Origin of the sequence: Allobosea sp. UC22_33 (assembly GCF_042700715.1) — a bacterium.
In the GTDB taxonomy this organism is placed as follows: Bacteria; Pseudomonadota; Alphaproteobacteria; order Rhizobiales; family Beijerinckiaceae; genus Allobosea.
The window spans coordinates 4,951,528-4,978,311 of the sequence record NZ_CP170556.1 but is presented as its reverse complement, the minus strand read 5'-3'; the positions used below and the strand labels follow the sequence as shown (position 1 = coordinate 4,978,311).

At 67.8% G+C, this 26,784-nt stretch carries 22 protein-coding genes and 1 tRNA gene; 8 read left to right on the top strand and 15 right to left on the bottom strand.

Annotated features, from left to right (window positions below; translation table 11 throughout):
• Nucleotides 1-30: 30 nt before the first annotated feature.
• Nucleotides 31-105 (bottom strand) — tRNA-Gly (locus ACFJGT_RS24055).
• A gap of 123 nt (nucleotides 106-228) precedes the next feature.
• Nucleotides 229-1,317, bottom strand: coding sequence for a 2'-deoxycytidine 5'-triphosphate deaminase (locus ACFJGT_RS24050; RefSeq protein WP_377843515.1), 1,089 nt, complete (start codon nucleotides 1,315-1,317; stop codon nucleotides 229-231).
• A 192-nt stretch (nucleotides 1,318-1,509) separates the two neighbouring features.
• On the opposite strand from ACFJGT_RS24050, the gene apaG reads away from it, so the two are divergent.
• Both apaG and argE read left to right on the top strand, forming a co-directional pair.
• Nucleotides 1,510-1,902 (top strand): Co2+/Mg2+ efflux protein ApaG, encoded by a 393-nt coding sequence (gene apaG / locus ACFJGT_RS24045; RefSeq protein ID WP_199086463.1) that lies wholly within the window; start codon nucleotides 1,510-1,512, stop codon nucleotides 1,900-1,902.
• Nucleotides 1,899-3,077 (top strand): acetylornithine deacetylase, encoded by a 1,179-nt coding sequence (argE, locus tag ACFJGT_RS24040; protein ID WP_377843512.1) that lies wholly within the window; start codon nucleotides 1,899-1,901, stop codon nucleotides 3,075-3,077. Before apaG ends, argE begins: the two co-directional genes overlap by 4 nt.
• A gap of 118 nt (nucleotides 3,078-3,195) precedes the next feature.
• Here the strand turns inward: argE and ACFJGT_RS24035 are convergent, their stop codons facing one another.
• The 3 genes from ACFJGT_RS24035 to ACFJGT_RS24025 are packed head-to-tail and all read right to left on the bottom strand — an operon-like array spanning nucleotide 3,196 to nucleotide 6,382.
• A complete protein-coding gene (locus ACFJGT_RS24035) occupies nucleotides 3,196-4,200 on the bottom strand; it encodes an Hsp33 family molecular chaperone (RefSeq protein ID WP_377843510.1) in 1,005 nt (334 codons plus the stop codon).
• Nucleotides 4,200-5,120, bottom strand: a complete 921-nt coding sequence (gene argF / locus ACFJGT_RS24030) for an ornithine carbamoyltransferase (RefSeq protein ID WP_377843508.1) — start codon at nucleotides 5,118-5,120, stop codon at nucleotides 4,200-4,202. Before argF ends, ACFJGT_RS24035 begins: the two co-directional genes overlap by 1 nt.
• 41 nt (nucleotides 5,121-5,161) lie before the next feature.
• The gene (locus ACFJGT_RS24025; protein WP_377843506.1) at nucleotides 5,162-6,382 is read right to left on the bottom strand and encodes an aspartate aminotransferase family protein; all 1,221 of its coding nucleotides are present in this window, start codon (nucleotides 6,380-6,382) and stop codon (nucleotides 5,162-5,164) included.
• Between the two features lie 545 nt (nucleotides 6,383-6,927).
• Here ACFJGT_RS24025 and ACFJGT_RS24020 point away from each other — a divergent pair.
• The gene (locus ACFJGT_RS24020) at nucleotides 6,928-7,470 is read left to right on the top strand and encodes a GcrA family cell cycle regulator (RefSeq protein ID WP_377843504.1); all 543 of its coding nucleotides are present in this window, start codon (nucleotides 6,928-6,930) and stop codon (nucleotides 7,468-7,470) included.
• Between the two features lie 114 nt (nucleotides 7,471-7,584).
• Here the strand turns inward: ACFJGT_RS24020 and ACFJGT_RS24015 are convergent, their stop codons facing one another.
• The 5 genes from ACFJGT_RS24015 to ACFJGT_RS23995 all read right to left on the bottom strand — a co-directional run bounded on the left by ACFJGT_RS24015 (nucleotide 7,585) and on the right by ACFJGT_RS23995 (nucleotide 13,348).
• Nucleotides 7,585-8,628, bottom strand: coding sequence for an amino acid ABC transporter permease (locus ACFJGT_RS24015; RefSeq protein WP_377843502.1), 1,044 nt, complete (start codon nucleotides 8,626-8,628; stop codon nucleotides 7,585-7,587).
• Nucleotides 8,625-9,788, bottom strand: coding sequence for an amino acid ABC transporter permease (locus ACFJGT_RS24010; protein ID WP_377843500.1), 1,164 nt, complete (start codon nucleotides 9,786-9,788; stop codon nucleotides 8,625-8,627). Before ACFJGT_RS24010 ends, ACFJGT_RS24015 begins: the two co-directional genes overlap by 4 nt.
• Before the next feature lie 188 nt (nucleotides 9,789-9,976).
• Nucleotides 9,977-11,008, bottom strand: coding sequence for an amino acid ABC transporter substrate-binding protein (locus ACFJGT_RS24005; protein WP_377843498.1), 1,032 nt, complete (start codon nucleotides 11,006-11,008; stop codon nucleotides 9,977-9,979).
• Between the two features lie 98 nt (nucleotides 11,009-11,106).
• Nucleotides 11,107-12,150: a GMP reductase gene (locus tag ACFJGT_RS24000; protein ID WP_377843495.1), complete on the bottom strand. Its 1,044-nt coding sequence runs from the start codon at nucleotides 12,148-12,150 to the stop codon at nucleotides 11,107-11,109.
• Between the two features lie 112 nt (nucleotides 12,151-12,262).
• Complete coding sequence (locus tag ACFJGT_RS23995; RefSeq protein ID WP_377843493.1) at nucleotides 12,263-13,348, bottom strand: DMT family transporter; 1,086 nt, start codon at nucleotides 13,346-13,348, stop codon at nucleotides 12,263-12,265.
• Between the two features lie 364 nt (nucleotides 13,349-13,712).
• On the opposite strand from ACFJGT_RS23995, the gene ACFJGT_RS23990 reads away from it, so the two are divergent.
• Entirely contained in the window at nucleotides 13,713-14,744 is a 1,032-nt protein-coding gene (locus tag ACFJGT_RS23990) for an AbrB family transcriptional regulator (protein WP_377849058.1), read from the top strand.
• 4 nt (nucleotides 14,745-14,748) lie between these two features.
• On the opposite strand, the gene ACFJGT_RS23985 is transcribed toward ACFJGT_RS23990, so the two are convergent.
• Nucleotides 14,749-15,918 (bottom strand): glycosyltransferase, encoded by a 1,170-nt coding sequence (locus tag ACFJGT_RS23985; RefSeq protein ID WP_377843491.1) that lies wholly within the window; start codon nucleotides 15,916-15,918, stop codon nucleotides 14,749-14,751.
• Between the two features lie 165 nt (nucleotides 15,919-16,083).
• On the opposite strand from ACFJGT_RS23985, the gene ACFJGT_RS23980 reads away from it, so the two are divergent.
• On the top strand, nucleotides 16,084-17,133 hold the full coding sequence (locus ACFJGT_RS23980) for a glycosyltransferase family 2 protein (protein ID WP_377843489.1): 1,050 nt from the start codon (nucleotides 16,084-16,086) through the stop codon (nucleotides 17,131-17,133).
• Nucleotides 17,134-17,223: 90 nt separating this feature from the next.
• Here ACFJGT_RS23980 and ACFJGT_RS23975 read toward each other — a convergent pair whose 3' ends face one another.
• Together ACFJGT_RS23975 and ACFJGT_RS23970 are read right to left on the bottom strand one after the other, a co-directional pair.
• Nucleotides 17,224-19,827: a Wzz/FepE/Etk N-terminal domain-containing protein gene (locus ACFJGT_RS23975; RefSeq protein WP_377843486.1), complete on the bottom strand. Its 2,604-nt coding sequence runs from the start codon at nucleotides 19,825-19,827 to the stop codon at nucleotides 17,224-17,226.
• Between the two features lie 24 nt (nucleotides 19,828-19,851).
• A complete protein-coding gene (locus ACFJGT_RS23970) occupies nucleotides 19,852-20,856 on the bottom strand; it encodes an endo-1,4-beta-xylanase (protein ID WP_377843483.1) in 1,005 nt (334 codons plus the stop codon).
• 207 nt (nucleotides 20,857-21,063) lie between these two features.
• Here ACFJGT_RS23970 and ACFJGT_RS23965 point away from each other — a divergent pair, with 207 nt between their 5' ends.
• Nucleotides 21,064-22,305, top strand: coding sequence for a lipopolysaccharide biosynthesis protein (locus ACFJGT_RS23965; protein WP_377843481.1), 1,242 nt, complete (start codon nucleotides 21,064-21,066; stop codon nucleotides 22,303-22,305).
• On the opposite strand, the gene ACFJGT_RS23960 is transcribed toward ACFJGT_RS23965, so the two are convergent.
• Entirely contained in the window at nucleotides 22,297-23,199 is a 903-nt protein-coding gene (locus ACFJGT_RS23960; protein WP_377843478.1) for a DUF6492 family protein, read from the bottom strand. The genes ACFJGT_RS23965 and ACFJGT_RS23960 overlap by 9 nt on opposite strands.
• Nucleotides 23,200-23,209: 10 nt before the next feature.
• Nucleotides 23,210-24,016 carry a WecB/TagA/CpsF family glycosyltransferase gene (locus ACFJGT_RS23955; RefSeq protein ID WP_377843475.1) on the bottom strand — a complete coding sequence of 269 codons (807 nt, stop codon included), beginning with the start codon at nucleotides 24,014-24,016 and terminating at the stop codon, nucleotides 23,210-23,212.
• 411 nt (nucleotides 24,017-24,427) lie between these two features.
• On the opposite strand from ACFJGT_RS23955, the gene ACFJGT_RS23950 reads away from it, so the two are divergent.
• Nucleotides 24,428-25,174 carry an SDR family NAD(P)-dependent oxidoreductase gene (locus ACFJGT_RS23950; RefSeq protein ID WP_377843472.1) on the top strand — a complete coding sequence of 249 codons (747 nt, stop codon included), beginning with the start codon at nucleotides 24,428-24,430 and terminating at the stop codon, nucleotides 25,172-25,174.
• Between the two features lie 283 nt (nucleotides 25,175-25,457).
• The gene (locus tag ACFJGT_RS23945; protein ID WP_377843469.1) at nucleotides 25,458-26,717 is read left to right on the top strand and encodes an allantoate amidohydrolase; all 1,260 of its coding nucleotides are present in this window, start codon (nucleotides 25,458-25,460) and stop codon (nucleotides 26,715-26,717) included.
• Nucleotides 26,718-26,784 lie beyond the last annotated feature (67 nt).

The following is a 26,784-nucleotide window of genomic DNA, read 5'->3' as shown; positions in this document are numbered from 1 at the left end:
TTCTTCGACATCCTGCGATCAAATGGATTTTGGAGCGGGCGATCGGGATCGAACCGACGACATTCAGCTTGGGAAGCTGACGTTCTACCACTGAACTACGCCCGCATGCCCTTCACGCTGCAAAGCAACGCGCGGCAGGCCCGCGTTCATAGCGGGTCCGAAGGCGGGTGTCATCCGGGAATCGCGAGCCGCCCCACCGATTGCGGGAGGGCCGGAGCGGGCGTCTGCCTAGCTCTTGAAGTGCTTGGACAGCTTCAGGGCCTGGCCCTGATAGTTCGACTTCAGGTCGGCGCCGTAGAGCGCATCGGGGCGGGCCGCCATGCTCTCATAGACCAGGCGTCCGACGATCTGGCCGTCCTCGATGATGAAGGGCACGTCGCGGGAGCGGACCTCGAGCACGGCGCGGGCGCCCTGACCGCCGGCGGCGCGATGGCCGAAGCCGGGATCGAAAAAGCCGGCATAATGCACGCGGAACTCGCCGACCAGCGCATCGAACGGCGTCATCTCAGCCGCGTAGTCCGGCGGGACATGCACCGCCTCCTTGGAGGCGAGAATGTAGAACTGGCCGGGATCGAGAATCATGCTGCCAGAGCCGTCGTCATGGATCGGCTCCCAGAAATCGGCGGGGCGATAGGCACCGACGCGGTCGACATCGATCAGCGCCGTGTGATGCTTGCCGCGATAGCCGAGCAATCCGTCGAAGCCCGAGAGATCGACGCTGACGGCGACGCCGCCCTGGAAGGAGGGCTCGGCCGCGCTGACCAACGTCTCGCGGGCATGAATCTCGCCGAGCGCGCGGTCGTCGAGCCGGGTCTCGCCGGCGCGGAAGCGGATCTGCGAGAGGCGCGAGCCGGAGCGGACCAGAACCGGGAAGGTGCGCGGCGAGATCTCGATGAAGAGCGGGCCTTCATAACCGTCCTCGACCAGATCGAATTCGCGGGCGCGGTCGGTGATGACGCGGGTGAAGACGTCGAGCCGGCCGGTCGAGCTCTTCGGATTGGCAGCGGCGCGCAGGCCCTTGGGCAGGCGCAGTCCCTCCATCAGTTCGGCGATATAGACGCAATCGGTCTCGAGCACCGCGCCCTGCGTCAGGTCGATCTCGTGCAGCGAGAGGTCCTCGATACGGCTATGCACCGTGCGGTCGGGACCGGGCAGGAACGAGGCACGGACGCGATAGGCCCGCGCGCCCAGGCGCAGATCGAGGCTCGCGGGCTGGATCTGCCCCTCGGCCGGCGGCCGGGCGAGCGTGATCGCACCCGCCTCGATGAAGGCGCGGATGGAGCTGTCGGGCTGGATGCCGGGCTTGAAGGTCAGCATGCGCGTTCCGCTGGGATAATCGATCATAGCTAGCGAAGCGGGCTCCCGAGGCCAAGCATGCCGGCAGCAGGGCATGCGCGCGCCGAGGGGTTGTCCACGCCAGAATGGCCCGCCACCGCATTGACGCTGGCGCCGGCTGGCCGATAACACATCACAGCGGCAAAGCCGCGACCGGCCAAGGCGGAGCCTTCGATGTACCAGGCCCAGACGCATGGCGTGCGTGTCACCGTGGCGCCGCGTTTCATGGATGCGGAATCCTCGCATGCGCAGGGCCGCTATTTCTGGGCCTATCAGATCGAGATCGTGAATCTCTCGACACAGACCGTGCAGTTGATGACCCGGCACTGGTTCATCACCGACGGGCGCGGCGAGGTCCATGAAGTCCGCGGCGAGGGCGTCGTCGGCAAGCAGCCGGTGCTGCGCCCGGGCGAGAGCTTCAACTACACCTCGGGCTGCCCGCTGACGACGCCGGATGGTTCGATGCACGGTTTCTACGCCATGCAGGATGAGAGCGGCACGATCTTTGATGTCGAGGTGCCGCTCTTCCCGCTCGATTCCCCCTATGTGAAGAAGGTTCTGCATTGACCGCCTCCGCTCAAGCCGGGCAGCTCTACACGCCGCTCGAAATGCTCGCCCGCCTCGTCGCCTTCGACACCGTGAGCGACAAGTCCAACCTGCCGCTGATCGACTTCGTCGAGGATTACCTCGCCGGCTGGGGCGTCTCCTCCGTGCGCTTCCCCAACGAGACCGGCGACAAGACAGCGCTGTTCGCCACCGTCGGCCCGCAGGATCGCGGCGGCATCGTTCTTTCCGGCCATACGGACGTGGTGCCGGTGGCCGGCCAGGCCTGGAGCCGCGACCCGTTCACGCTGCATGTCGAGGATGGCAAGGCCTATGGCCGCGGCGCCGTCGACATGAAGGCCTTCCTGGCACTCGGGCTCGCGCTGGTGCCGGATTTCCTGGCGGCCGACCTGAAGACGCCGATCCATCTCTTCCTGTCCTATGACGAGGAGGTGACCTGTCTCGGCGTGGTCGACGGCATCGCTGCCATGGGCAAGACCCTGCCGCGGCCGCGCGCCGTCATCGTCGGCGAGCCGACCATGCTCGACATCTGCGACGCGCATAAGGGCGTCAGGACCTTCCAGACCGTGGTGAAGGGCTTCGCGGCGCATTCCTCCAAGCCGCAGCTCGGCGCCAGCGCTGTCCATGCCGGCGCGCGGCTCGCCGCCGAACTCGATCAGATGGCCGAGGATGCCCAAACGCGGCCTGATACCAGCGGGCGCTTCGATCCGCCCTATGACACGGTCCATATCGGCACCTTCCACGGCGGCATCGCCCGCAACATCCTGGCCGACCGCAGCGAAATCCTCTGGGAGATCCGGACGGTCCCGAGTTCCGATCCCGAAGCCGGGCCGGCGCGTTTCGCCAAGACGGCCGACAAGGTGCTGGCACGGATGCGTTCGACCGCCCCGAGCTCGGCGATCGAGACGCAGATGACCTCGGATGTGCCGGGTCTGGCGCCCGATCCGGGCTCCGAGGCCGAGCGGCTCGCCATGCGGCTCTCCGGCCGCAACCACACGATCGCCGTCGCCTATGCCACGGAGGCCGGGCATTTCCAGCAGGCCGGGCTTGCGACCGTGGTCTGCGGCCCGGGCTCGATCGACCAGGCGCACCAGCCGGACGAATACATCACGCTGGAGCAACTGGCGGCAGGCGAGGCCTTCATGCGCAAGCTGATGGCGGAGTGCCAGGCGGGGTAGCTTCAAGCGTCATGCTCGGGCTTGACCCGAGCATCTCTTGACGAGGGAGGCTCCCGCGCCTTTCTGGCATGAGATTCTCGGGTCGCCACTTCGCGGCGCCCGAGAATGACGGAGGGGCTTACTCGCCCGCCGCCTGCCCGTCCTCGACCTCGGCGGGGTCGAAGGCATAGCGCCGCGAGCAGAATTCGCAGGTAACGCCGAGCTTGCCGTCATCGGCGATCATCGCCTTGCGGTCCTCGGGCGCGAAGCCGCGCAGCATCGAGAGCACGCGCTCGCGCGAGCAGCGGCAGGCCTCATGCACGACAACCGGCTCGAAGACGCGGGCGCCGCGCTCGTGGAACAGGCGATAGAGCAAGCGCTCGCTTTCCAGCGTCGGATCGAGCAGCTCGTGATCCTCGACCGTCTCGACCAGCGAGCGGGCCTCCATCCAGGCATCGTCGGCGATGCCGTCGGGATCAGCATTGGCGAGAATCTCGTGACCTTTCGGAACGTCGCCGGGATGGATATCGGCCGCGCGCAGGCGATCCGCCGAATGCGGCATGAACTGCACGAGGATGCCGCCGGCCCGCCATTGCGGGCGACCGCCGGTGGTGACGGTCCCGACCCCGAGCCGGACCCGCGTCGGAATCTGCTCGGACTGGCGGAAATACTGGTGCGCGACCTCTTCCAGGCTCTGGCGTTTCAGCGTCACGATGCCCTGGTAGCGCGTCGTGGCCGAGCCCTGGTCGACAGTCATGGCGAGGTGGCCCTCGCCGAGCAATTCGCCGGTCGAAACCTTGTCGAGCGCGATCGCCTCGGCGAGCTTGGCCTCGTCGATATGGGCGACGGCGCGGAAATTGTCGGGCGCGTTGAAGTCGACCACCATCATCGGGATGGCGCCGTCGCTCTTGGTCTGGAGCTGGAAGCGGCCCTCGAACTTGAGCGCCGTGCCGAGCAGGACGGTGAGCGCAGCCGCTTCGCCGAGCACGCGCGAGACGGGCTCGGGATAGCCATGACGATCGAGGATCGTGTCGATCGACGGGCCCAGCCGCACGACGCGGCCACGCACGTCGAGATCGGGCACGGCGAAGGGGATGACCCGATCGTCGAGCCCGATGGCGCTCATGCTGTCGTCCACGGCCATCAGGCCGCCACTCCGCCGAAGCACCAGGCGAGAATGCCCTTCTGCGCATGCAGGCGGTTCTCGGCCTCGTCGAAGACAGCCGATTGCGGGCCGTCCATGATCGCGTCCGTGACCTCCTCGCCGCGCGAGGCCGGCAGGCAGTGCATGAAGATCGCGTCCTTCTCGGCGCGCTGCATCAGCCGGTCGTCGACCTGATAGGGCCGCAGCAGGTTGTGGCGGGTGCCTTCCTGGTCGCCCATCGAGACCCAGCAATCGGTGATGACGCAATCGGCGCCCTCGACCGCTTCCTCCGGACGGTGGGTCAGCTTGATCTTCGCGCCCTGCTTCTTGGCCCAGGCGATCAGGGCCGGCGGCGGCGCCAATTCCTCGGGCGTCGCGACGGCCAACTCGAAATCGAGCCGGCCGGCGGCATGGACCCAGGAGGTCAGCACGTTGTTGGTGTCGCCGGTCCAGGCGATGCGCTTGCCCTCGATCGCGCCCTTGCGCTGCTCGAAGGTCATGACATCGGCCATGACCTGGCAGGGATGCTGGCGCTTGGTCAGGCCGTTGATCACCGGGACGGTTGCGTATTTCGCCATCTCGACCAGCGAGTCGTGATCCAGGATGCGGATCATGATCGCGTCGACATAGCGCGAGAGCACGCGGGCCGTGTCCGCGATGGTCTCGCGCTCGCCGAGCTCGATCTCATGGCCGGCGACCATCATCGGCGAACCGCCGAGCTCGCGGATGCCGACATCGAAGGAGACGCGGGTGCGCAAGGACGGCTGCTCGAAGATGGTCGCCACGACCTTGCCTTCGAGCAGGCGGTCGCCGGCAGCCGCGGGCGTACGGCGTCGCGCCTTGATCTCCTCGCCCGTGCGCAGGATCGCGCGCAGTTCGTCGCCGGAGAAATCGGAGAGATCGAGGAAATGGCGCGTCACGGGCGCTTCCTTCGCTTCGCTGGTGGGATCTGGGGGTGAAATTATTCGGCTGCCGGGCGCTTCAGCGTCACCTCGATGCCGGACGCCGCCTTGTCGAGACGCGACACGGCTTCCGCGACATCGGCCTCGGAGATGATCAGCGGCGGCAGCAAGCGCACGACGTTGTCGCCGGCACCGACCACGAGCAGGCCGTGGGCGCGGGCTTCGTTGACGAAGTCTGTGTTGAGCGTGTGCAGCTTGAGGCCGAGCATCAGGCCCTCGCCGCGGATCTCGGCGATGACCTCGGGATGCTTGTCCTTCAGCTCGGCCAGCGACTGCTTCAGGCGAAGAGCGATCTGGCCGACATTCTCGATGAAGCCGGGCGCCAGCACCACGTCGAGCACGGCATTGCCGACCGCCATGGCGAGCGGGTTGCCGCCGAAGGTCGTGCCATGGGTGCCGAGCGTCATGCCGGACGCGGCCTCTTCGGTCGCGAGGCAGGCGCCCATCGGGAAGCCGCCGCCGATGCCCTTGGCGATCGACATGATGTCCGGCGTCACGCCGTATTTCTCATGGGCGAAGAACTTGCCGGTGCGGCCGACGCCGGTCTGGATCTCGTCGAAGATCAGCATCAGGCCGTGCTCGTCGCAGAGATCGCGCAGCAGCTTGAGGAAGCGGGCCGGCACCGAGCGCAGGCCGCCCTCACCCTGGATCGGCTCGATCATCAGCGCGGCGGTCTCGGGCGTGATCGCGGCGCGCAGCGCCTTCTCGTCGTCGAAGGGCACCTGGTCGAAGCCGTCGACCTTTGGGCCGAAGCCGTCGATATATTTCTGCTGGCCGCCGGCGGCGATGGTCGCCAGCGTCCGGCCGTGGAAGGCACCCTCGAAGGTGATGATGCGATAGCGCTCGGGATGGCCCTTCGCGGCGTGGTACTTCCGCGCCATCTTGATGGCGCACTCGTTCGCCTCGGCGCCAGAATTGGTGAAGAAGACGCGTTCGGCGAAGGTCGCCTCGCAAAGCCGGCGGGCCAGCCGCTCGCCATCCGGCGCGCCATAGAGGTTCGAGGTGTGCCAGATCTTGCCGGCCTGCTCGGTCAGCGTCTTGACGAGATGCGGATGGGCGTGGCCGAGCGCGTTGACGGCGATGCCGGCGCCGAAATCGAGATAGCGCGTGCCGTCAGCCGTGATCGCCCAGGGGCCCTCGCCGCGCTCGAAGGCGACGGGCGCACGGGCATAGGTCGGGACAAGCACGGACTGGCTGGCGGAAACAGGGGCGGGAGCCATGGGGCGAAGATCCTCGCGAGGGGGACGGGTGAGAAACGGATTGGCGCTGGACGGAGAACGACGATCCGGGATGGATGCTGCAGGCATGCAGCCACGATAAGACCCGGTGACGACGTTATCGTCGCACCCAGCTCCTGATCTCTCGTCGCGCCGTCATCCGCATCGTCGGGACCTTGATCCGCCAAACATAAGCGCCGCCCGATCGAGGGCGGCGTCACCTTGTGGATAAATATGCTTAAGGCGGCCGCGACTGTCAATTCAGTGCCGCTGGGACAGTGTTGCCGAAAGGATTCGCTTGACCGCTCAATCGCGAATCGCCTGGGGAAAAGCCGAATTGGGATTCGCCGACTTCTTGTTCGCGAGTCACCGCAGCTTGTATGGTCGGCTCCGTCAGATACGACATTTCGTGCGGCGCCTCCTGTACCGTCTGTTGCGGCAGCAACGGTTTTGTCCCCGTGACAAGACCGCCGGTCCCGGATTCCGTCACGAAGCGCCCTTAAAGGCCGAACCTGCGAGGGATCGGCCGGACAAGACAGGTGATGCGGATGAACGAAGCCGGAGCATGGACGGAAGAGCGCGTCGAGCTGCTCAAGAAGCTCTGGAGCGACGGGCTGAGCGCCAGCCAGATCGCCGCCGAGCTGGGGAGCGTCACGCGCAATGCGGTGATCGGCAAGGTCCACCGCCTCGGCCTCTCGGGCCGGGCCAAGAGCGCGGCACAGCCCGCCGCGCCGCGTAACAACGCCCCGCGCAAGGCTCCGGCCCGCACGCCGAGCCACCCGATGGCCGCGCCCGCCCCGACGCGCGGCGCCCATGCGCTGGCGCCGGACTTCGCCCCCGAGGCGGAGATCGAGGTCGAAACCGCGCCTGTGCCATCGGAGGACGTGGTGATCCCGTTCTCCGAGCGCGTCACCATCATGGACCTGCGCGAGTATATGTGCCGCTGGCCGATGGGCGACCCGACGACCCCGGAATTCCGCTTCTGCGGCGCGCGCTCGCAGACCGGCCTGCCCTATTGCAGCCACCACGCCCGCATCGCCTACCAGCCCGCCGCCGACCGCCGGCGCGACCGGAGCAAGGTCCGGGCCTGATCGGGTTTCGGCGCATCAAACAGAGAAAACCGGCCGAAAGGCCGGTTTTTTGTTGCCTGCGTGAAGGGTACGTCATGCTCGGGCTCGACCCGAGAATGACGACAGTGCGGATCCTCACAGCCTCCGCTTCTTCTCCAGCGAGCGGCTCCAGCGCGAGAGCGCGAAGCAGATCAGCCAATAGATCGCTCCCGAGAAGACATAGGCCTCCATGTTCATGCCGACCCAGTTGGGATCGGCGAGCGAGGCCTGGGCGATGCCGAGCAGGTCGAGGATCGAGACGACCAGCACCAGCGTCGTGTTCTTGATCAAGGCGATGAACTCATTGGTCATCGCCGGCAGCGAGATGCGCAGCGCCTGCGGCAGGACGATCAGCCCCGTCGCCTTCCAATAGGTGAGGCCGAGCGCCGTCGCGGCCTCGCGCTGGCCCTTGGGCAGGGCCTGCAGGCCGCCGCGCACCGCTTCCGCCATATAGGCGGCGATGACGAAGCCGAGCCCGACCACGGCGCGCGCCAGCCGGTCGATGCCGATGCCGCCGGGCAGGATCAAGGGCAGCAGCAGCGAAGCCAGGAAGATCACCGCGATGATCGGCACGCCGCGCCAGAACTCGATGAAGATCACGCTGATCAGGCGGATGATCCGGAGTTCCGACTGCCGGCCGAGCGCGAAGAGGATGCCGAGCGGGATCGCGATCAGGCTCGAATAGATCGAGATGAACAGGGTGAGCATCAGCCCGCCCCATTCGCGCGTCTCGACATAGCGCAGGCCGAACCCGCCGGAGAGCAGCCAGATGCCGAGCGGCGGCAGGATGACCAGCATGGCGAGGCCGAGCTTCAGGCGGAAGCGCTGCGGCGCCAGGACGACCGACGCGATCCCCAGCACGAAGGCGATGCCGGCGATATCGACGCGCCAGCGCTGGTCGACGGGGTAGAGCCCGTACATGAACTGGCCGAAGCGGGCGCGGATGAAGACCCAGCAGGCGCCGCCGGGGGCGCAATCGGCCCGCGTCGAGCCGACCCAGGTCGCATCGATCACGGCCCAGCGGATCAGCGGTATCGCAAGCCAGGCGATCAGCGCGACCAGCACCACCGAGGTGAAGCCGGTGAAGGGCGTGCCGAAGAGGCGTTCGCGCCAGAGCGAGAGGGAGGAGGTGCGGGTCATCGCGTCACCAGGGCGATACGGGCGTTGTACCAGTTCATCAGCGCCGAGACCGCGAGCCCGATGACGAGATAGACCGCGAGCGTCATGGCGATGATCTCGATCGCCTGGCCGGTATTGTTGAGCGCCGAGCCCATGAACAGGCTGACCACATCGGGATAGGCGATGGCCGCGCCGAAGGACGAGTTCTTGAGCACGTTGAGATACTGGTTGGTCAAGGGCGGGGTCATCACGCGCAAGGCCTGCGGGATGACGACGAGGCTGAGGATGCGGCCGGGCCGCAGGCCCAGCGCCGAGGCGGCCTCGCTCTGGCCCTTGGCCACGGATTCGATGCCGCCGCGCACGATCTCGGCGATGAAGCCGGCGGTATAGGTGACGAGCGCCGCGAGCAGCGCGACGAATTCTGGAATGACCACGAAGCCGCCGCGATAGTTGAAGCCGCGCAGCACGGGGATGTCCCAGCGCGTGGCGAGGCTGGCCCAGGCAATGGCGAGCGCCGGCACCGCGACGATCAGCACGAGCCCCATGACCAGCAGCGGCGCATCCTGGCCGGTGCGCTCCTTGCGCCGGCGCGCCCAAGCGTTGGCCAGCCAGTAGCCGAGCCAGGAAACGAGGATCGCCAGCGCCGCCCAGCGGAAATTGCCGGGTGAATCCGGCAGCGGGATGGTGATGCCGCGGTTGTTGAGGAAGGCGACGCCGAACAGGCCGATGCTCTGGCGCGGCTGCGGCAGGGCGGCGATGACGCCGAAATACCAGAACAGCACGAAGAACAGCAGCGGGATATTGCGGACGAACTCGATATAGGCGCCAGCGATGGTCGAGAGCAGCCAGTGCGAGGACAGCCTGGCAATGCCGAGCGCGAAACCGAGCAGCGTCGCCAGTGCGATCGCGATCACCGTCACCAGCATGGTGTTGGCGACGCCGACCCAGAACAGCGCGAAGATGTCGTCGGACTGGGTGTAGCCAGTCAACACGAAGGGCACCTCGATGCCCGATGTCCGCCAGAGGAAGTCGAAGCCCGAGGCGATGCCGGCCTTGACCATGTTCTCCGAGGCGTTGCGCACGAAGAAGACGGTGAGGCCGACGAGCAGCAGGATCAGGGCGATCTGGTAGAACCAGTCCCGGACGCGCTTGTCGTTGATGAAGGATAGAACCTGGGCCAAACGCGGTCCTCCGGCAGGAGGCTGAGGAGGAAAGCCAGCCGTCATTCCGGGCGGAGCGAAGCGGAGACCCGGGATCTATCGTAGGGCAATGCGCGCTACGATAGATTCCGGATCGGCGCCGCTACGCGGCTTGTCCGGAATGACGGCTGCGCTTCATTGTCGAGCGCAGACGTCCGGGAAGTCCACTCTCACTGGAAGGGCGGGGTGAAGAGCAGGCCGCCCTTAGTCCAGAGCTGGTTCTGGCCGCGCTCCATCTTCAGGCTCGAGCCCATGCCGACGGTGCGCTCGAAGCTCTCGCCGTAATTCCCGACCTGCTTGATGGCGTTGTACATCCAGTCGTTCGAGAGCCCCATCATCGCGCCGAAACCGCCCTCGGCACCGAGCAGGCGGCGGACTTCGGTGTTCTTCGAATTGGCCTTCATCTCGTCGACGTTCTTGGAGGTGACGCCGAGCATCTCCGCCGCGATCATGCCGTTCAGCACCCAGCGCACGACGAGCTGCCAGCGCTCGTCGCCCCAGCGCGTCACCGGGCCCTGCGGATCGTTCGAGATCGGCTGGGTCAGGATGACGTGATCGTCGGGGCTCTTGAGCTTGGCGCGCTGGCCGGCGAGCGCGCCGACGCCGGCGGTATAGGCGTCGCAACGGCCGGCGTCATAGGCCGCGATGGCGTCGTCGTTCTTCTGGAAATTGGTGATCGTGGTCTTGAGGTTGCGCTCGCGGAACCAGTCGGCGGCGTTCTTCTCCTCGGTCGAGCCGGCGGCGACGCAGACCGAGGCGCCGTCGAGATCGGCCGCCGTCTTGGCATTGGCCGACTTGCGGACGATGAAGGTCTGGCCCTCGTAGAAATTGATGCCCTGGAAGTTGAGGCCGAGCGTCGCGTTGCGCGAGAAGGTGATGGTCGAGTTGCGCGAGAGCACGTCGACCTGGCCCGATTGCAGGATCGGCCAGCGCTGCTGCACCGAGGTCGGGGTGTACTTGACCTTGTTGGCATCGCCGAGGACGGCCGCGGCGAGCGCCTTGCAATAATCGACGTCGAGCCCGCTCCACTCGCCCTTGTCATTGGCGAAGGAGAAGCCGGGCAGGCCGAGATGCACGCCGCATTCGAGATTGCCGCGCGCCTTGATGGCGTCCAGCGTCGGGCTCGGCGCGAGCTGCTGCGCCTGCGCCATCGAAGCTCCCGCAGCGAGCAAAACCGCCGCTCCCAAGATCCTGATCGTCATAGTCCCGTCTCCCCGAAGCCGTCAGCGGCTTTCTGTGTTGCAGGGCGACTATGCAACAGGCGCAAGGAAAGCGGTAGCGGCGGAAATGCCAATCCGCGTCAGTTGCCGAAGATGGTGTTGAGCTGGCTGCCGACCATGATGAAGGTGGTGCGCTTCGACATCTCCTTCAGGCGGACCGCGCCGATATAGGTCATGGCCGAGCGCACGCCGCCCATCAGTTCCTGCATCGTGCCCTCGACCGGGCCGCGATAGGGCACCTCGACGGTCTTGCCCTCGGAAGCGCGGTACTTGGCGACGCCGCCCGAATACTTGTTCATCGCCGTGTCCGAGGACATGCCGTAGAAGGTCATCGCCACCGGCACCTTCTCGCCGTCGCGCTCCTCGTAGCGGATCTCGCCCTCGCACTCGTCGTGGCCGGCGAGCATGCCGCCCATCATCACGAAATCGGAGCCGCCGCCATAGGCCTTGGCGACATCGCCCGGCACGGTGAGCCCACCATCGCCGCAGACGAAGCCCTTCAGGCCGTGAGCCGCATCCGCGCATTCGATGATGGCGGAGAGCTGCGGATAACCGACGCCGGTCATCTTGCGGGTGGTGCAGACCGAGCCCGGCCCGATGCCGACCTTGACGATGTCCGCGCCCGCGAGGATCAGCGCCTCGGTCATGTCGCCGGTCACGACATTGCCGGCCATGATCGCCGCATCCGGGAAGGCGGCGCGCGTCGCCTTGACCGTCTCGACGAATTTCTCGGTATAGCCATTGGCGACGTCGAGGCAGATCTTGCCGATCGGCGACTGGGCGTGGACCGCCTTCAGCTTGTCATGATCGGAATCGGTCGTGCCCAGCGAGTAGAAGGCGTTGGCGGAGCCGGGCTCACGGAAGAAGGCGATCAGCTCCTCGGCACTGTAATGCTTGTGCAGGGCGACCATGGCGCCGTGCTTCAGGAGCGCGCGCGCCATCGCCATTGTGCCGACCACGTCCATATTGGCGGCGATCAGCGGAAAACCTTTCCACTCCCGCCCCGTATGGGCGAAGCGGAACGAGCGCTCGACATCGACCTCGGCGCGGCTGCCCAGCGTCGAGCGCTTCGGGCGAATCAGCACGTCGCGGAAGTCGAGCTTCGGGTCGTTTTCGATGCGCATGATCCGGCCTCTGGATGTCGATGTCGCCGGGCGAAGGCCCGGCGGCACGCATGCGGAGAGGCGTGCGCCGATTCATAGCGCCCGCGACGGGGCCGGCGCAATCCCGGCCCGATCAGGCGGTTGCGGGCGGCGGCGCGACGGTGCGGGCGTTCTTGCGGATCGTGTAGAGCGTCGCCCCAATGACGACGGCGGCGCCGAGCCAGGTGGTTAGCTCGGGAATCTCGGCGAAGAAGACGAAGCCGGTAAAGCTCGCCAAGAGCAGGCGGCTGAAATCGAGCGGCGCCAGCGCGGCGGCCTCGCCGACCTGATAGGCGCGGGTGATCAGCCATTGCCCGGCCGTGCCGAACAGGCTGAGCGTGACCAGCCAGAACCATTGGTTGGACGTCGGCATCTGCCACCAGGCCCAAGTCGGCACGGCCAGCAGCACGATCAGCACGATGCCCTGGTAGAGCAGGATCGTATCGGTGCGCTCGCTGGCCGCGAGCTTGCGGACGCTGACAGTGATCGCAGCGCCGCAGATGGCACCGGCGACTGCGAGAAGCGCATAGATATCGAGCCCTTCCGAGCTCGGGCGTAGCATGATCAGCACGCCGATGAAGCCGATCACGGTCGCTGCCCAGCGCCGGCCGTCGACCACCTCCTTAAGGACAAGGACCGCCGCAATGGTGACGAAGAGCACCTGGCTGAAGCCGATCGCCGTCGCCTGAGCGAGCGGGATTTTGACGATGGCCGTGAAGCCGCAGAGCATCGAGAGCAGCGTGACCACGCTGCGGAATATCTGGAGACCGAGCCGGTCGGTATGCAGGGCTTGCCCCAGGCTGCCGGCGGCGAAGAGCAGCAGGATCGCGGTCATGATCACCTGCCGGATCAGCAGGATCTGCACGAGCGGGATGGCCTGGCCGACATGCTTGATGCCGGCGACCATCACCGCATAGACGAGCATCGCCGCGAACATGAAGACCGAGCCGCGCAGGTTCGGGCTGGCGCCGCGCCACCAATAGCGCAGGCGCTGCCTGCGGCTGTCGAGCCAGCCGGTTCGGCCTGCCTTCGCGCCATCGGGCGGCTCGGCCTCGACGATCGGGACGGACCGCGACGATCCGGGCTCGGGAGGTGCGGAAGCCGCCGGCTCCTGCCATGCAGGGGCCTCGCCCTCAAAACCCGGCCGCTCCTGACGGCCGGACTGCCGATCCTCGCTCATCACCCTCAACCAGTGGTCGCAGCCGATGACCGGCCCAGCATTTCATCCCTACGCACAAATCATTGAGGAAACGCGGCAATTCGGCCAATGACAATGCGACATGGCCGCCTTGTCCCGGCCGCGCGACGCGCAGGGGCGACATACCCGGCGCGGACTGTGCAAGGGCGCCGACAGCCTCTAGGAGGGACCGGAAAGGGACCCTGCCGCTTGACGCTCCGACACTGCCCCTCCGTCCGTCCTCGGACCATGGCAACCGACCGGCCGATCCGGCACGGCGGAGCAGGCCGATGAAGGTCCTGCTCGACGATTTCCTGGGCGGCCTGCGCCAGCTTGCCCGAGCCGCTTTCCCTATCGGCGCTTTGCCCTGGCGCTGGCGCTCGGCGGGCTCGGCGGCTGGCTCTTCGTGCAGGCCAAGCTGCCGCTGCCCTGGATGCTGGGCTCGATGGTGTTCTGCACCTTCGCCGCGCTGATCAGCCTGCCCGTCGCCGCGCCGGCCGTGATCCGCCCGCCGATGACGGCGGTGATCGGCGTGATGCTCGGCGCCTCGTTCAAGCCGGAGGTGGTCTCGCAACTGCCGAACTGGCTGCCGACGCTTGCCGGGCTCGTGCTGTTCATGGTCGCCTGCGGGCTGTGCTGCGTCAGCTATTTCCGCCGCGTCGCCGGGTTCGACCCGGTCACGGCCTTCTTCTCGGGCATGCCGGGCGGCCTGATCGAAATGGTCACGGTCGGCGAGGAGAAGGGCGGCGATGCCCGCATCATCGCGCTGATCCACTCGGCGCGCATCCTGCTCGTGGTGATGACGCTGCCCTTCATCGTGCAGTGGATCGGCGGCGTCACGCTGAGCGGTGGACGCGTCGCCGGCCCGTCCATCACGCAGACGCCGCTGGGCTCCGAACTCTGGCTGATCGGCTGCGGCATCGTCGGCGTGATCGTCGGCCATTGGCTGCGGATGCCGGCGAAATACCTGCTCGGCCCGATGCTGGTCAGCGCGATCGTGCATGTCACGGGCCTCAGCGCCGCGATGCCGCCGTCGGAGATCGTGAACGCGGCGCAGCTCGTGCTCGGCGTGACGATCGGCTGCCGCTTCGTCGGCACGGCGCCACGCACCATCCTGCGCGTGCTCCTGCTCTCCGTCGGCTCGACCGCGATCCTGCTCGCCCTGACGCTGGGCTTCGCCTGGCTCGTGGCGCTGATGTCGGTGCACGGCCATGTCCCGCTGATCCTGGCCTATTCGCCCGGCGGCCTCGCCGAGATGAGCCTGATCGCGCTGGCACTCCATACCGAGGTCGCCTTCGTGGCGGCCCATCACATCATCCGCGTCTTCCTGGTGATGGTCTCGGCCGGGCCGATCTTCGGCCTGATCGGGCGCCGGAACGGCAAGGCTGCAGCGGAATAGCGTCTCACCTCACCGCAGCGGCAAGCCCACGCGCGAGCCCCTCCGCCAATGCCAGCCGCTGCGCGGCCATGAAGGCGGCGCCATCGACGCGCTGCCGGTCTCCCGCGCGAATCATCGTGACGCGCTCCGTCAGAGCCCGGGCGAAATCCTCGGGCGTATCGGCGAGGGAGAAATTGGCCGGCAGCTCCGTGAAACCGCGGCAGGACAGGGTCGTGGCCACCGCCGGCAGGCCGAGCTGCATCGCCTCGATCGTCTTGAGCTGCACACCGGTGCCGGCCCGGCTCGACAGGGCGATCAGCCGGCAGGAGCGCAGGAAACCTTCAGCCGAGGGTACGCGGCCGACCAGGGTCACGCCGGGCGGCGCCTGCAGCTCGGCAGGCACGCGGCCGGCGACGGCGATGCGGATATCGTCCGGCAGGAGCGGGCAGATTTCGCGCAGGAACCATTCGAGGCCGATGAGATTAGGCCCCCAGGTCCAGGTGCCGATCAGGCCGATATCGAAGGCCGGAGCCTCGCCCAGATCGTCGGGCGGCGCTCCGATCAGGCCGCCGGAGACCAGCGGCAGGGCACAGGATTTTTCCCGATAGGCGGCGCCGAGCGCCTGACGGTCTTCCTCGGCCAGCGTCCAGATGAAGCGCGCCTCGTCCCAGAGCCTTCGTTCGAGCCGCTCCAGGAGGCGCGCCTCGCGCCCGTAGAGCCGGCGCAGGGCCGGATTCCCGGCATGTCCGGCATTCTGGCGGGCCGAGACATGCTCGATATTGTGCTCGACGAGAATGCAGGGCGCGATCCGCAGCAGCTCGGGAAAGGCGCCGGGCAGCATCACCGAATTCAGGACCAGCGCATCGAAGGGACCCTGCGCCCGGACGGTCTCGGCGAAGCGGCCCGCCCCCGCGAGCCGGAGCTTGGCGCAGGCGACCGGCAGGTCGAACCGGACTGCGGCCGCCAGCCAGCGCAGCTTCTGCGCGGCCGGCACCACCGCGTTCTCGATATCGGCCTCGGCGACCACGATCGCCTGCTCCGGTTCGGCCGGGGCCTCGCCGGGACGCAGAAAGCCGATCGCGGTGACCTCGTGCCCGGCCTCGCGCAGCGCCGAGAGGATCGCCGCATTGGCGATCTCGAAGCCGGTATCGGGCCGGGCGACGGGGATGAGCGAGGTCAGGAAAGCAAGGCGCAAGGAGGAAGCTCGTCGGCAGATGCTATTCCACTCCTCCCATTGCCCGGGCAGGTCAAGCTGCGCCGCCGGCTATGATCAATGGGAGCTGGCAGGATCGGCCGCTCTTTCGACGAAGGCGGACACCGAACCTTAAGCTGGCGCAGCCTAGCCTGCGGGCCGATGACCATGGCCAGCCAAACCTCCGAAGGCGCGATGGAAGGCGAGCGGGACCACCCCGCCGGGCCGGCCTTCGGCACGCCCGAAAGCTTTGTGGTGGTGGCGAGCTCGGCGCCGGAAGCGCTGGCGGGAATCAGGAGCGTCGTCTGCGTCCCGACCTTCAAGCGTCCGGATATGCTGGAAGCGACATTGCGCTCGCTCGCCGGCCAAACGGGCGGGCATGATTTTGCGGTGATCGTGGTCGAGAACGAGGGCGTCGAGCGGGCCGGCGCCACCCGCGCCAGCGCCCTGCATGCCGCCGGGCTGTTCAAGGGTTTCGTCATCGTCGAGCCGCGCCAGGGCAACTGCAAGGCCTATAACGCGGCCTGGCGCTGCGCGCTGACGCGCTTTCCGGCGCTCGAACAGGTCCTCGGCATCGACGACGACGAGGAGGCCGAGCCCGGCTGGCTCGACGCCTTCGTCACGGCGGCCCGCACCGCTCCGGCCGAATTGTTCGGCGGCTCGGTGACGCCGGTTTTTGCCGATGCCTCGCGGGCCTGGCTCTCGGCGCATCCGGTGTTCCAATCGCATTACGACCGCTCCGGCCCGGTTCCGATGCTCTATTCGAGTGCCAACTACCTGATCCGGCGCAGCGTGCTCGACAGGCTGGGCTTTCCCTTCCTCGACGAGAGCTTCGATTTCACCGGCGGCGGCGACACGGATTTCTTCACCCGCGCCAGGGCCGCCGGCTTCCGCTTCTGGTGGGTGCAGGAGGCCGCGCAGCGCGAGACCATGCCGGAGCGACGCAGCGAATTCGCCTGGATTCACGCGCGCGGGCTGCGCAACGGCGCCCTCTCGGCAATGATCCAGCGGCGCGAGAATCCGGGGCTTTCCGGCCGCATCCGGGTGCTCGCGAAATCGCTCGCCCTGCTTGCCGCGGCCGTCCCAAGGGGGCTCGCGCTCGGCCTGCGCACCCGCTCGGGGTTGATCGGCCTCTATCACCTGCAGGTCGCGATCGGCCGGCTGATGTCGGAATTCACCGGCACGAACGAGCAGTACCGCAAGCCCGAGACGAACTGACCCGGTCTTCGCTCCCTCAACCCGTCATTGCGAGCCCCCGGGACTTGCCTTCGGCAAGCCCGAGGACAGGCTCCGCGCAGCAATGACGGTTCAGGCCGCGTTGATCACGAGGCCGCGCAGCTTGTTCGCGTGCGGCCCGAGCTCCGCCTGCCGGCGCTCGGCCGCGGCCTTGGCGGCGCGCCCGTCGCGCGCGACCAGAACGATGTCGTCGACGGCCTCGGCGAAGCGCCCGATCAACCCCGCGATCGGCAGGCTGCCGCCATCGACGATCATCGGTCCGAAGCGGTGCGCGGCCGCGAACGGGCCTGTCCGCAAAGAGACCTGCCCCGCCGGCGGCGGGTCTCCGGCAAGCGGCAGGAAGGTCAGACCGGTGCCTTCGTCCTTGAGGATCGCGCGCGCCAGCGCCGCACGCCCGGCCAGCACATCGCCGAGCCCGAGCGGCGCATCGGCGGCGAAAACCGGCGTCAAAGCCTGGACACCATCACCCGCATCGACAAGCAGCGCCGGAAGACCGGACCGAGCCGCATCCAGCGCGAGATTGAGGGCAAGGGTAGTGGCACCCGCCTGCGGCTCGAGGCCGAGCACAAGGACACGGCGGCGCTGCTCGCCCCCGGCCGCCCCGGCCAGTGCGAGGCGGATGGCCGAGACGGCCTCGGCGAAGCCGGATTGCGGCTTGTCGATGACATCGACCAGATGCGCCTGCCCCTGGAAGACCGAGCGCGCTTCCGCCACGCCGCGCCGCCAGCGGCGGTTGCGCACGGATGGAATGGTGCCGAGCGCTGCGAGGGCGGCCGGTTCGGCAACGGGTTGCGGAGCGGCTTGCGGAAGGGTTGCGGGAACGGAGGGGCGCACCGGCTCGGGAACCGGGTCGGCCGCCGGCTCCGGCCGGCTCGCGGTGCGATCCGCCTGTCCGCCCTGGATCGCCATGAGGCGCCTCCAGCTCGCCGGCCCCAGACCCGTGGAACCGGCCGGCGGTGATGGGTCCGGCCGCGCCGCCGCGGGCTGCGACGGGGGAGCGGCAGGCGAAAGAGGCAAGGGCGCCGGCCGTCCGGTCTCGGCCGGATCGGCGGCGGCAGGGCGTGGCGCGCGGCGCCAGAACGGTTGCCGCGGCGCCGGAGCGGGCTGCGGCGGAGGGGGAGGAGAAGCGCGAGGCGAGGCAGGCGCCGGCACGGGCCGCTCCGCTGCAACGGCCTCGGCCGCAACCGGCCGCGGCGCACGGCGCCAGAACGGCTTGCGGGGCCGGGGCTCAGCGCTTGCCGGCGGGCGCGGCACGGCGAACAGGGCAAGGCCCAGTGCCAGCAGCATGCCGGCCCCGCCGCCGCCGAAGGCGCCGAGCAGGGCGACCGTCCGGCGGCTCATGCCGCTCTTTTCCAGCGGCGGCATGGCCGGGCTGATGACACGGGCATTGGTGGTGTCGATGCCGCCGAGCTCGCCGGTCTCGCGGGCGCGCTTGAGGAAGGCATCATAGATCACGCGCGAGGACTCGACCTCGCGTTCGAGCTCGCGCAACTGCACGGAGGCGCGGCCGGCGGCGTATTGCCCTGCCGTGAGCTGGTCGACACGGCGGGCGAGCTGACGCTCGGCCTCGACCGCCCGGTCGTATTCGGCCTTGGCGGCACGGGCGATGCGGGAGAGCTCATCGGCGATCTGGCGGCGGGCATCGCGGACCTGCGATTGCGACGAAGCGAGCGCCGGATGCCGGGCGCCGAGCGAGGAGACGAGATCGGCCTCGCGCGCCAGCGCCGCGCCGAGCTGGGCGCGCAAGGCGGTCATGGTGTTGGAGGCGACCGCTTCCGGTATGGCGCCAGCTTCGATATTGGCAGCGCGCGTCGCGGTGATCTGGTCGTATTTGGCCTTGGCTTCGGTCGCGCGGGTCCGGGCGGCAACGAGCTGGGTGTTGTTGAGCGAGAGCTGCTCTTCGCTCAGCGAACGGCCGCCAACGCCGACGATATTGTTGGCTTCCTTATATTTCTCCGCCTTCTCCTCGGCGATGCGCAAGCGGTTGCGCAGTTCTTCCAGGCGCCCCGTCAGGGCCGTGGTCGCGCGCTGCGCGGCCTCGGACCGGACCGCCGTCTGGTCCTCCAGATAGGCCTCGGCCAGCGCGTTCGCGATCTTCGCCGCCTTGTCGGGGTCCTGTGCCGTCGCGGAAATGTCGATGACGAAGGTGCGTTCGCCGCGGCGGACGCTCACGGTGCGGTCGAGCGCCGCGAGCGCGTAGAGCGTCGCCTTCGGCGAGGGACCGGTATCGGCTCCCATCAGCCGGGCGAGGAAACCGGCCGAGCCCCCGCCGAAATCGGGATCGCGGTCGAGGTTCAATCGCTCGACGACGCGCGATTTGATGCTGTCGGAGGCGATCACGCGGGCCTGGCTTTCAAGATAACCAGTGATCGATGTCGGGTCGCTGCCCACGGTATTGGGCGAGACGTCGTTCTGGAGCACGCGCAGATCGCGCGGATCGATGAAGAGCTGCGCGGTCGAGACGTATTTCGGCGTCATCAGCAGCGCGGCGACGATCGCCAGCACCAGACCGAGCAGGGCCATGAGCAGGATCAGCCCGCGCCGCGCCCACAAGGTTCCGACGATCCAGACGGGATCGGCGAGGCGGGCGAGCTGGGCAGGCACGGCCGCAGCCGGCCGCTCGCGGCGGTCCGGCCTGTCCTGTACTTCGCTCGGAGCCGGCTCGGTCGTGAACATGACGCTACGCTTCACTGTCCCACATCACGCCGTACCGCGCCTGTAGCGCTCGAGCACGGCCATCATCGGCTTGGGCCGATAATCGGCATCAAGCGGCAGAGGCCGGGCACGGGCGCTGTCCTTGCGCGGAAAAGTTTCATGGACCCAGGAATAACGGTCGGTCAGCCCCCAGGTGATGATGGATTTCGGCCGCTTGGCCGAGACGACGGCGTCGAGGAAGGTCGAGACCAGGGCGGCGGCAGTCTTGTCGCGCTTGGCGGGATCGGCCGGCAGCTTCCAATCGATGACATCCAGCTCGGTGATCTCGACATCGAGGCCGAGCTCGTCGAGCTGGCGCATGAAGCCCTGCACCCCGTCCACGTCGATGCCCTTGTCGGCATAGAGATGGGCCTGCATGCCGACGCCATGCACCGGGATGCCCTTGTCCTTCAGGCGCCGGCAGATATCGAGCGCGACCTTGCGGCGGGCGGCGGCACCGGGAACCGGCTCCTCGAAATGAAAATCGTTGAGCACGAGCCGGGCCTTCGGGTCGACCCGCGCCGCCGTGCGGAAGGCGATATCGACATGTTCCGGCCCGAGCAGGCGCTGCCAGATGGTGTCGCGCCAGGGCCCACCTTCCAGGGGATCGTATTTGATAACCTCGTTGACCACGTCCCAGGTCGCGATCTTGCCCTTGTAGCGGTCGACGACGACCTCGATGTGGTTGACGAGCTCGCCCTCGGCCTCGGCCCGCGTCGCCATCTCCCGCGCCCAGTTGGGCAGCGCCTCGCCCCAGAGCAGGGTGTGGCCGCGCAGCGCCTTCTTGTTCGCCTGGGCGAAGGCCACGAGTTCGTCCGCTCCGGAGAAGTCGAAGCGCGGCTGGTCGTGCCGCAGCGCCTCCCATTTCAGGTCGTTCATCGGCACGATGACGTCGCAATAGCGCTTCAGCGCGTCGCGATAGCGCGGATCGTTGCGGAAGGCGCCGATCTCCGCCGCGGAGCCGAAGGGGATCGGCCTGTTGATCGCAAGGGCCGAACTGGTTCCGCCCATGGTACCGGCCATCAGGCAAGCGGAAGCGCCGCGCAGCACGCCGCGGCGCGTCGGTGACGCCTCATTCCGGTCCGTTTCAGGTTGCTGTTCGATCAATCGGGACGCTTCCGTGTCGTTTAGGGTCGTTCAACGCCTCTGGGCTAAGAGGGATTCGTCACGCTGGAAAGCTCAAGGCACGCGCCGGGCCAGCCGCCGCGGAAACGGGTCATGCTGCCGGATCGCACCACCATCTTCGCCTACCTCACCATCCTGAGCGGCTCTGCCGGCCGGCTCGTGATCTCCCTTGTCTACTTCCTCATCGTTGCGAATACGTTGACCCTCGGCGAATTCGGTCTGTTCGCGACGGCGTCCTCGACCGGGCTCATCCTGTCGCGGCTGCTCGCCTTCGGATTCATCTCGCCGCTCTACCGGGTCGCGACCGTCAAGCCGCGCCTGCTCGGCGCCTATCTCTCCGGTTTCGCCGGCCTCTCCGTGCTATCGCTGCCGCTGATCGTCGCGGCGGGCGGCGCGGCCTATCTGCTGCTCTTCGCGGAACGCCTCGCGCTCCTGCCCTTCGCGGTGATCATCCTCGCGGAGGTGCTGGGCTGGCGGCTCGTCGAGGTCGTCGCCATCGTCAATAACGGCTTGAGGCGCTTCCGGCAGGCGGCGCTCCTCGTGATCATCGGCTCGGGCCTGCGCACGGTCGCGGCGCTACTCTTCGCCGCTTTCGGACAGGCCAGCCTCGAGATCTGGGCCTTCGCCTATTGCGGGGCGACGATGGCGAGCGCCCTGATCGCGCTTGTCGCCTTCCTGCCGGCGGCGCGCTGGCGCTTCGTGCGCAGCCTCTATCCGCGCCGCATGGCCGATGCGGTTTTCGCAGGCGCGGCCGATATCGTGTTCTACGTCCAGTCCGAGCTCGACAAGCTCTTGGTGCTGGGTCTGGCCGGGGAGCGTACCGCCGGGCTCTACGCGATCGCGCTGCGGGTGATCGACCTGACCGCCATGCCGGTGCGCAGCTTCAACCAGATGCTCGTCCAGAAGATCATGAAGGAGCGCGGCGTCGGGGGCTTCAGGCGGCTCGCGGCTTACGAGGCCGGGATCGCGCTGGTCTCGATCGCCGGGCTCGTCGCCGTGATCATCGCGCTCAAGCCGTTCCCGAACCTGCTCGGGCGCAATGTCTCGGAAGCGGCCTATCTGTTCGCGCCGATGCTGCTGGTCCCGGCCTTCCGCAATCTCGTCGAGTACCACGCCGAGCTGCTCTATGCCCGCGAGCGCACGGGCTCGCGCATCGCGCTGCTCTGCCTGCTGACCGCGATCAAGGCCGGGCTGATCTCGCTGGTGATGACGCGCTTCCCGGAGGCCGGAAGCTGGGCTGCGGGCATGAATCTCGTCTTCGGCGTGGTCTATCTCGCCTCGGCGGGCTTCACCTATTCGCTGCTGGCGCAGGCGCGACGCGAGCCGCTACGCTGAGGCCTGCTGATCGAACAGGGCGCGGATGCGGTCGAGCGGCTGGCCGATGAAGGACTGGATGCCGATGGCGACCTGCCAGGGCTCCAGCACCTCCTCGAAGGAGGCGAGCTGATCCATGCCGGCGACATCCTCGCTGAACCAGTAGACCTTGCAGAGCTCCCGCGCGTCCGGCCAATGGCTGGAGGCCTCGAGCCCGAGCACGCGTTCGACGAAATAGCCGTAGATCATGTATTCCGAGAACTGCCGCTCGCGCGCGATCGCGGAGACCCAGTCGCGCCCGCTGACACTCTCGACATGGTCGAGCAGGGCCAGCACATGGTCACGGCGCCAGCTCACCAGATTGTTGATGTAGTCGGGGCTCGGAAAGGCCGGCGCATCGAGCCCGAGCAAAGCGGAGGCATGCGTGCACCAAGGGATGTGGCGCGCCATGTCGGCGGTGATCGCGTCGGGCTTGCGGTAGAGCCGGATCGCGCCCTCATCCGACAGGCTGGTCAGGTCGAAGGGCCGCACGAACAGCATGTCGGAATCGGCGAAGAGGATCACGTCCTCGGTGCCGGCCCTGGCGACGGCGAATTTCCGGAGCTGCTGGGCATGCCAGCCGCGCAGCGGCGGGATGCCGCGCGTCAGCGCCTGCACTCCGGTCCAGAGGCGGCGCCTGCCAAGGGAAAGCGGGTCGGGCCGCGAGCGCAGCCAGCCCGGCAGCAATTGCGATTCGGGCAGGATGCGCCGGCGCGGCCCTTCGAGCTCGCGAAAGAGCGGGACGTCGCGATCCTCGACCAGGAGATAGTGGACGGCATGGCCGCTGACGAAGCGATCGATGCTGGCGCAGAGCAGCCGGCAACGCTCGATATCGCCCCTGTAGCTTGGCGTCGCCAGGGCAAAGGTTTCGTTCAATTGATTGGACTCACCCGCTCCGTCGGCCGCCCACGGCATATTGCCGGGCCATGCGCATAAGGAAAGCGGGATTTCCGAGCACGTAGCGGCGCCAGAGCCGGCGCGGTTCGAGCCAGAGCCGGTACATCCATTCGAGTCTGATCTGGCGAACCAGCTCGGGCGCACGCGGCACCTCGTCGGCGAAGAAGTCGAACAATGCCCCGACGCCGGCGGCAACCGAGCAATGCTGCGGCCCGAGCTTGTCGGCGATGAAGCGCTCCTGCAGCGGATTGCCCATCGCCACCAGCAGCAGGTCCGGGCGCTGGATCTTCAGCTTGCCGAGGAGCACGATCTCCTCGTCGGCGGTGAAATAGCCGTGCGAGACGACGCTGAAATGATGCCCCGGATAGCGCTTCGCCAGATTCGCGACCGCCCGGTCCGCGACACCGGGCCGGCCGCCGAGCAAGGCGACGTGCATGGACCGTCCGGCTTGCGCGAAGAGCGCAGGGAAGAAATCCGTGCCGTTGAGATTGGCCGGGAAGGCCTTGCCGTAGAGCATCCAGCTGCCGAGATCGACGCCGATGCCGTCGGCCAGCACGAGGAAGGTCGAGAGGCTGCGCTGCAAGGCGGGGTCGCCCGCGGCGACGTTCACCAGATTGGCATTGCAGAAGGCGAGCTTCATATGGCCGCCCGTCAGCACCGCATCGGTGACCTCGGCAATCGCCGTCTCGCGTTCCATCACGGCGATGCCGATGCCGCCGATATCACGCTTGGCATAGCCCGGCCGCTTGCGGCCTCCGGCTTCGCTGGCGATCGTGATGGAGGCGGTTGCGGGCACGGTGCTCTCGGTCAGGGGCACGGCGGCCCATTGCGAATACCGTGATTGTCTTGGCCGTTCGGGAGACTGGGTCAAGGCAAAGCCGGCTGAAAGGTGAACGGCTTCTTCCCGCGATCCGCGAAGCCGCGTTAATGGCAATCCTCTTGCAGCAACAAGGCCTTGTACCGAACCGGAACGAAAACCGGCGGCGCCTGCGGCACCCCTCCTCCGGCCCGTTCCGCCGCGACACAGCCCCTGCCGGAACCGCCTCGATCCGACACAGGAACAAGGCCCTCCTCTCCGCAATTTTTTGTCATCGTCCTTAACGATTTGCATGGCGGGTCTGCGCATTCCTGGGAAGCCGCGATGCCCTCTGGCCGCTGCCAATCCGCCCGGCTAGGGTGACCCTCACAAAATCCGGGAGGGCTGGGCATGAACCAAATCGATTTAAAGAAGCGCGTCGCCATCGTGACGGGCGGAGCGCAGGGCATCGGCCGGGCCGTCGCCGAGCGCTTTGCCCAGAGTGGCGCGACCGTCGCGATCTGGGATGTCGACGCGGTCCTCGCCGCCAAGGCCGCCGGCGAGATCGGCCATGGCGCGATCGGCGTCGGCGTCGACGTGACCGATGCCGCCGCCGTCCAGAAGGCGAGCGATGCGCTGGAAGCCCAGCATGGCAGCATCGACATCCTCGTCACCAGCGCCGGCATCGCCGGGCCCAACCACAAGACCTGGGAATATCCGCTGGAGGACTGGGCCCGCGTCATGAAGCTCAATGTCGACGGCACGCTGCATTGCTGCCGCTCGGTGATCCCCGGCATGGTCAAGCGCAATTACGGCCGCATCGTCCTGGTCGCCTCGATCGCCGGCAAGGAGGGCAACCCCAACGCCTCCGCCTATTCCGCCTCGAAGGCGGCGGTGATCGCGCTGACGAAGTCGCTCGGCAAGGAGCTCGCCGACAAGGACATCGCGGTAAACTGCATCACGCCTGCGGCGGCGCGCACACGCATCTTCGACCAGATGAGCGAGGAGCATATCGGCTACATGCTGGCGAAGATCCCGCGCGGGCGCTTCCTGCTGCCCGACGAAGTCGCCGCAATGGTCGCCTTCCTGGCCTCGGCCGAGAACAGCTTCACCACGGCCGGCGTGTTCGACCTGTCGGGCGGCCGCGCGACCTACTGAGACGCCGGGTCCAGAGCCTCACCGTCATTACGGGGCAGGCCGCAGGCCTGAGCCCGGAATCCGGAGCCGATGCCAGCAGGAATTTGAGCGATCGCTCATCTGCGCCATTTACGGAAACGGTGTCGGTTCTGGGTTCCGGGCTCTTCGCTTCGCGAAGCCCCGGAATGACGGCATGCTTCCATCAAAAGATGAGGGCTGGAGGCTGCCAGCAATGCCGCCCCGGAGAAGCTGCTTGGCGAAATTGCCGGTCGCAGTTTTCGAAACCCTGCTCTAGCTTGGCGGCATGACGCAGATGCTCCCCTCCGCCGTCGTCCTCGGTGCCCGCGCCTTCGCCGCGTTGGCCGGCCTCAATCGCTTCAGCGACGAGCCCGGCAAGCTGACGCGGCTTTATCTTTCGCCCGCACACAAGCAGGCGGCAGAATGGGTCAAGGGCGCGATGGAGGTCGCGGGGCTCGCCGCCTTCATCGATGCCGCAGGCTCCGTGCAGGGACGGCGTGAAGGCACCGTACCGGGGGCCCCGGCGGTGCTGATCGGCTCGCATATCGACACCGTGAAGGATGGCGGGCGCTTCGACGGCAATCTCGGCGTCGTCGCCGGCATCCTGGCCGCGCAGGCCCTGCGCGATGCCGGGATCAGCCTGCCCTTCCCGCTCGAGGTGATCGGCTTCGGCGACGAGGAGAACGTGCGCTTTCCCACGCATCTCTCGACCTCCGAGGCGCTGGCCGGCGCCTATGACCCGGCCTGGCTGGAGGCGCGCGACAGCGAGGGCGTGAAGCTCGGCGAAGCCCTCGTCGCCTTCGGCGGGAATCCGGCGGGGATCGCGGCGCTGGCGCGCAAGCCCGGCTCGATCCAGGCCTATCTCGAAGTCCATATCGAGCAGGGGCCGGTGCTGGAGGCGGAGAACGAAGCGGTCGGCATCGTCACCGCCATCAACGCCCAGAGCCGGGCGCAGGTGCGCGTCACCGGCGAGGCCGGACATGCCGGCACCGTGCCGATGGCGCTGCGCAAGGATGCGCTGACCGCGGCGGCCGAGATGGCGCTGGCGCTGGAGCAGATCGCGGGCGCGCATGAGCTCGCCGTCGGCACGGTCGGCGTGCTGCGCCCCGAGCCCGGCGCAACCAATGTCGTTCCGGGCGCCGCCGAGTTCACCATCGATTTCCGCGCCCCGCAAGACGCGACGCTCGCCTCGATGGATACGGAGATCCGCAAGCGTTTCGCCGAGATCGCGCAGCGGCGCGGTGTCGGGCTGGAGATCATCCCCTATGCCAGGGCCGCGGCCGTGCCGATGGCGCCGAAGCTGCAGGATGCCTTCGCCGCCGGCATCGCCCGGACCGGCAGCAATCTCGCCGGCCGGCGCCTGCCCTCCGGCGCCGGGCACGACGCCATGGCGATCGCGCAGGTCGCGCCCGTGGCCATGCTCTTCGTGCGCAACGAGAAGGGCATCAGCCACTCGCCGCTGGAGAACATGACCGAAGCCGATGCCGGCATCGCCATCCGCGTCCTCATCGAAACGATTCTGGAACTGGCCGGGCACTCACAGTAGAACGATTCCAGCCGCGACACCGCGCGCCATTCCGCAGACGGCCCGAAAGGCCTAGGAGAGGCGCGCC

Bases quoted from the DNA above. Each gene is read 5' to 3' on its own strand.
- ACFJGT_RS24050 (WP_377843515.1), bottom strand. From the start codon at position 1,317: ATGCTGACCTTCAAGCCCGGCATCCAGCCCGACAGCTCCATCCGCGCC.
- apaG (WP_199086463.1), top strand. From the start codon at position 1,510: ATGTACCAGGCCCAGACGCATGGCGTGCGTGTCACCGTGGCGCCGCGT.
- ACFJGT_RS24035 (WP_377843510.1), bottom strand. From the start codon at position 4,200: ATGGCCGTGGACGACAGCATGAGCGCCATCGGGCTCGACGATCGGGTC.
- ACFJGT_RS24025 (WP_377843506.1), bottom strand. From the start codon at position 6,382: ATGGCTCCCGCCCCTGTTTCCGCCAGCCAGTCCGTGCTTGTCCCGACC.
- ACFJGT_RS24020 (WP_377843504.1), top strand. From the start codon at position 6,928: ATGAACGAAGCCGGAGCATGGACGGAAGAGCGCGTCGAGCTGCTCAAG.
- ACFJGT_RS24015 (WP_377843502.1), bottom strand. From the start codon at position 8,628: ATGACCCGCACCTCCTCCCTCTCGCTCTGGCGCGAACGCCTCTTCGGC.
- ACFJGT_RS24005 (WP_377843498.1), bottom strand. From the start codon at position 11,008: ATGACGATCAGGATCTTGGGAGCGGCGGTTTTGCTCGCTGCGGGAGCT.
- ACFJGT_RS24000 (WP_377843495.1), bottom strand. From the start codon at position 12,150: ATGCGCATCGAAAACGACCCGAAGCTCGACTTCCGCGACGTGCTGATT.
- ACFJGT_RS23995 (WP_377843493.1), bottom strand. From the start codon at position 13,348: ATGAGCGAGGATCGGCAGTCCGGCCGTCAGGAGCGGCCGGGTTTTGAG.
- ACFJGT_RS23980 (WP_377843489.1), top strand. From the start codon at position 16,084: ATGGCCAGCCAAACCTCCGAAGGCGCGATGGAAGGCGAGCGGGACCAC.
- ACFJGT_RS23975 (WP_377843486.1), bottom strand. From the start codon at position 19,827: ATGTTCACGACCGAGCCGGCTCCGAGCGAAGTACAGGACAGGCCGGAC.
- ACFJGT_RS23970 (WP_377843483.1), bottom strand. From the start codon at position 20,856: ATGGGCGGAACCAGTTCGGCCCTTGCGATCAACAGGCCGATCCCCTTC.
- ACFJGT_RS23965 (WP_377843481.1), top strand. From the start codon at position 21,064: ATGCTGCCGGATCGCACCACCATCTTCGCCTACCTCACCATCCTGAGC.
- ACFJGT_RS23950 (WP_377843472.1), top strand. From the start codon at position 24,428: ATGAACCAAATCGATTTAAAGAAGCGCGTCGCCATCGTGACGGGCGGA.
- ACFJGT_RS23945 (WP_377843469.1), top strand. From the start codon at position 25,458: ATGACGCAGATGCTCCCCTCCGCCGTCGTCCTCGGTGCCCGCGCCTTC.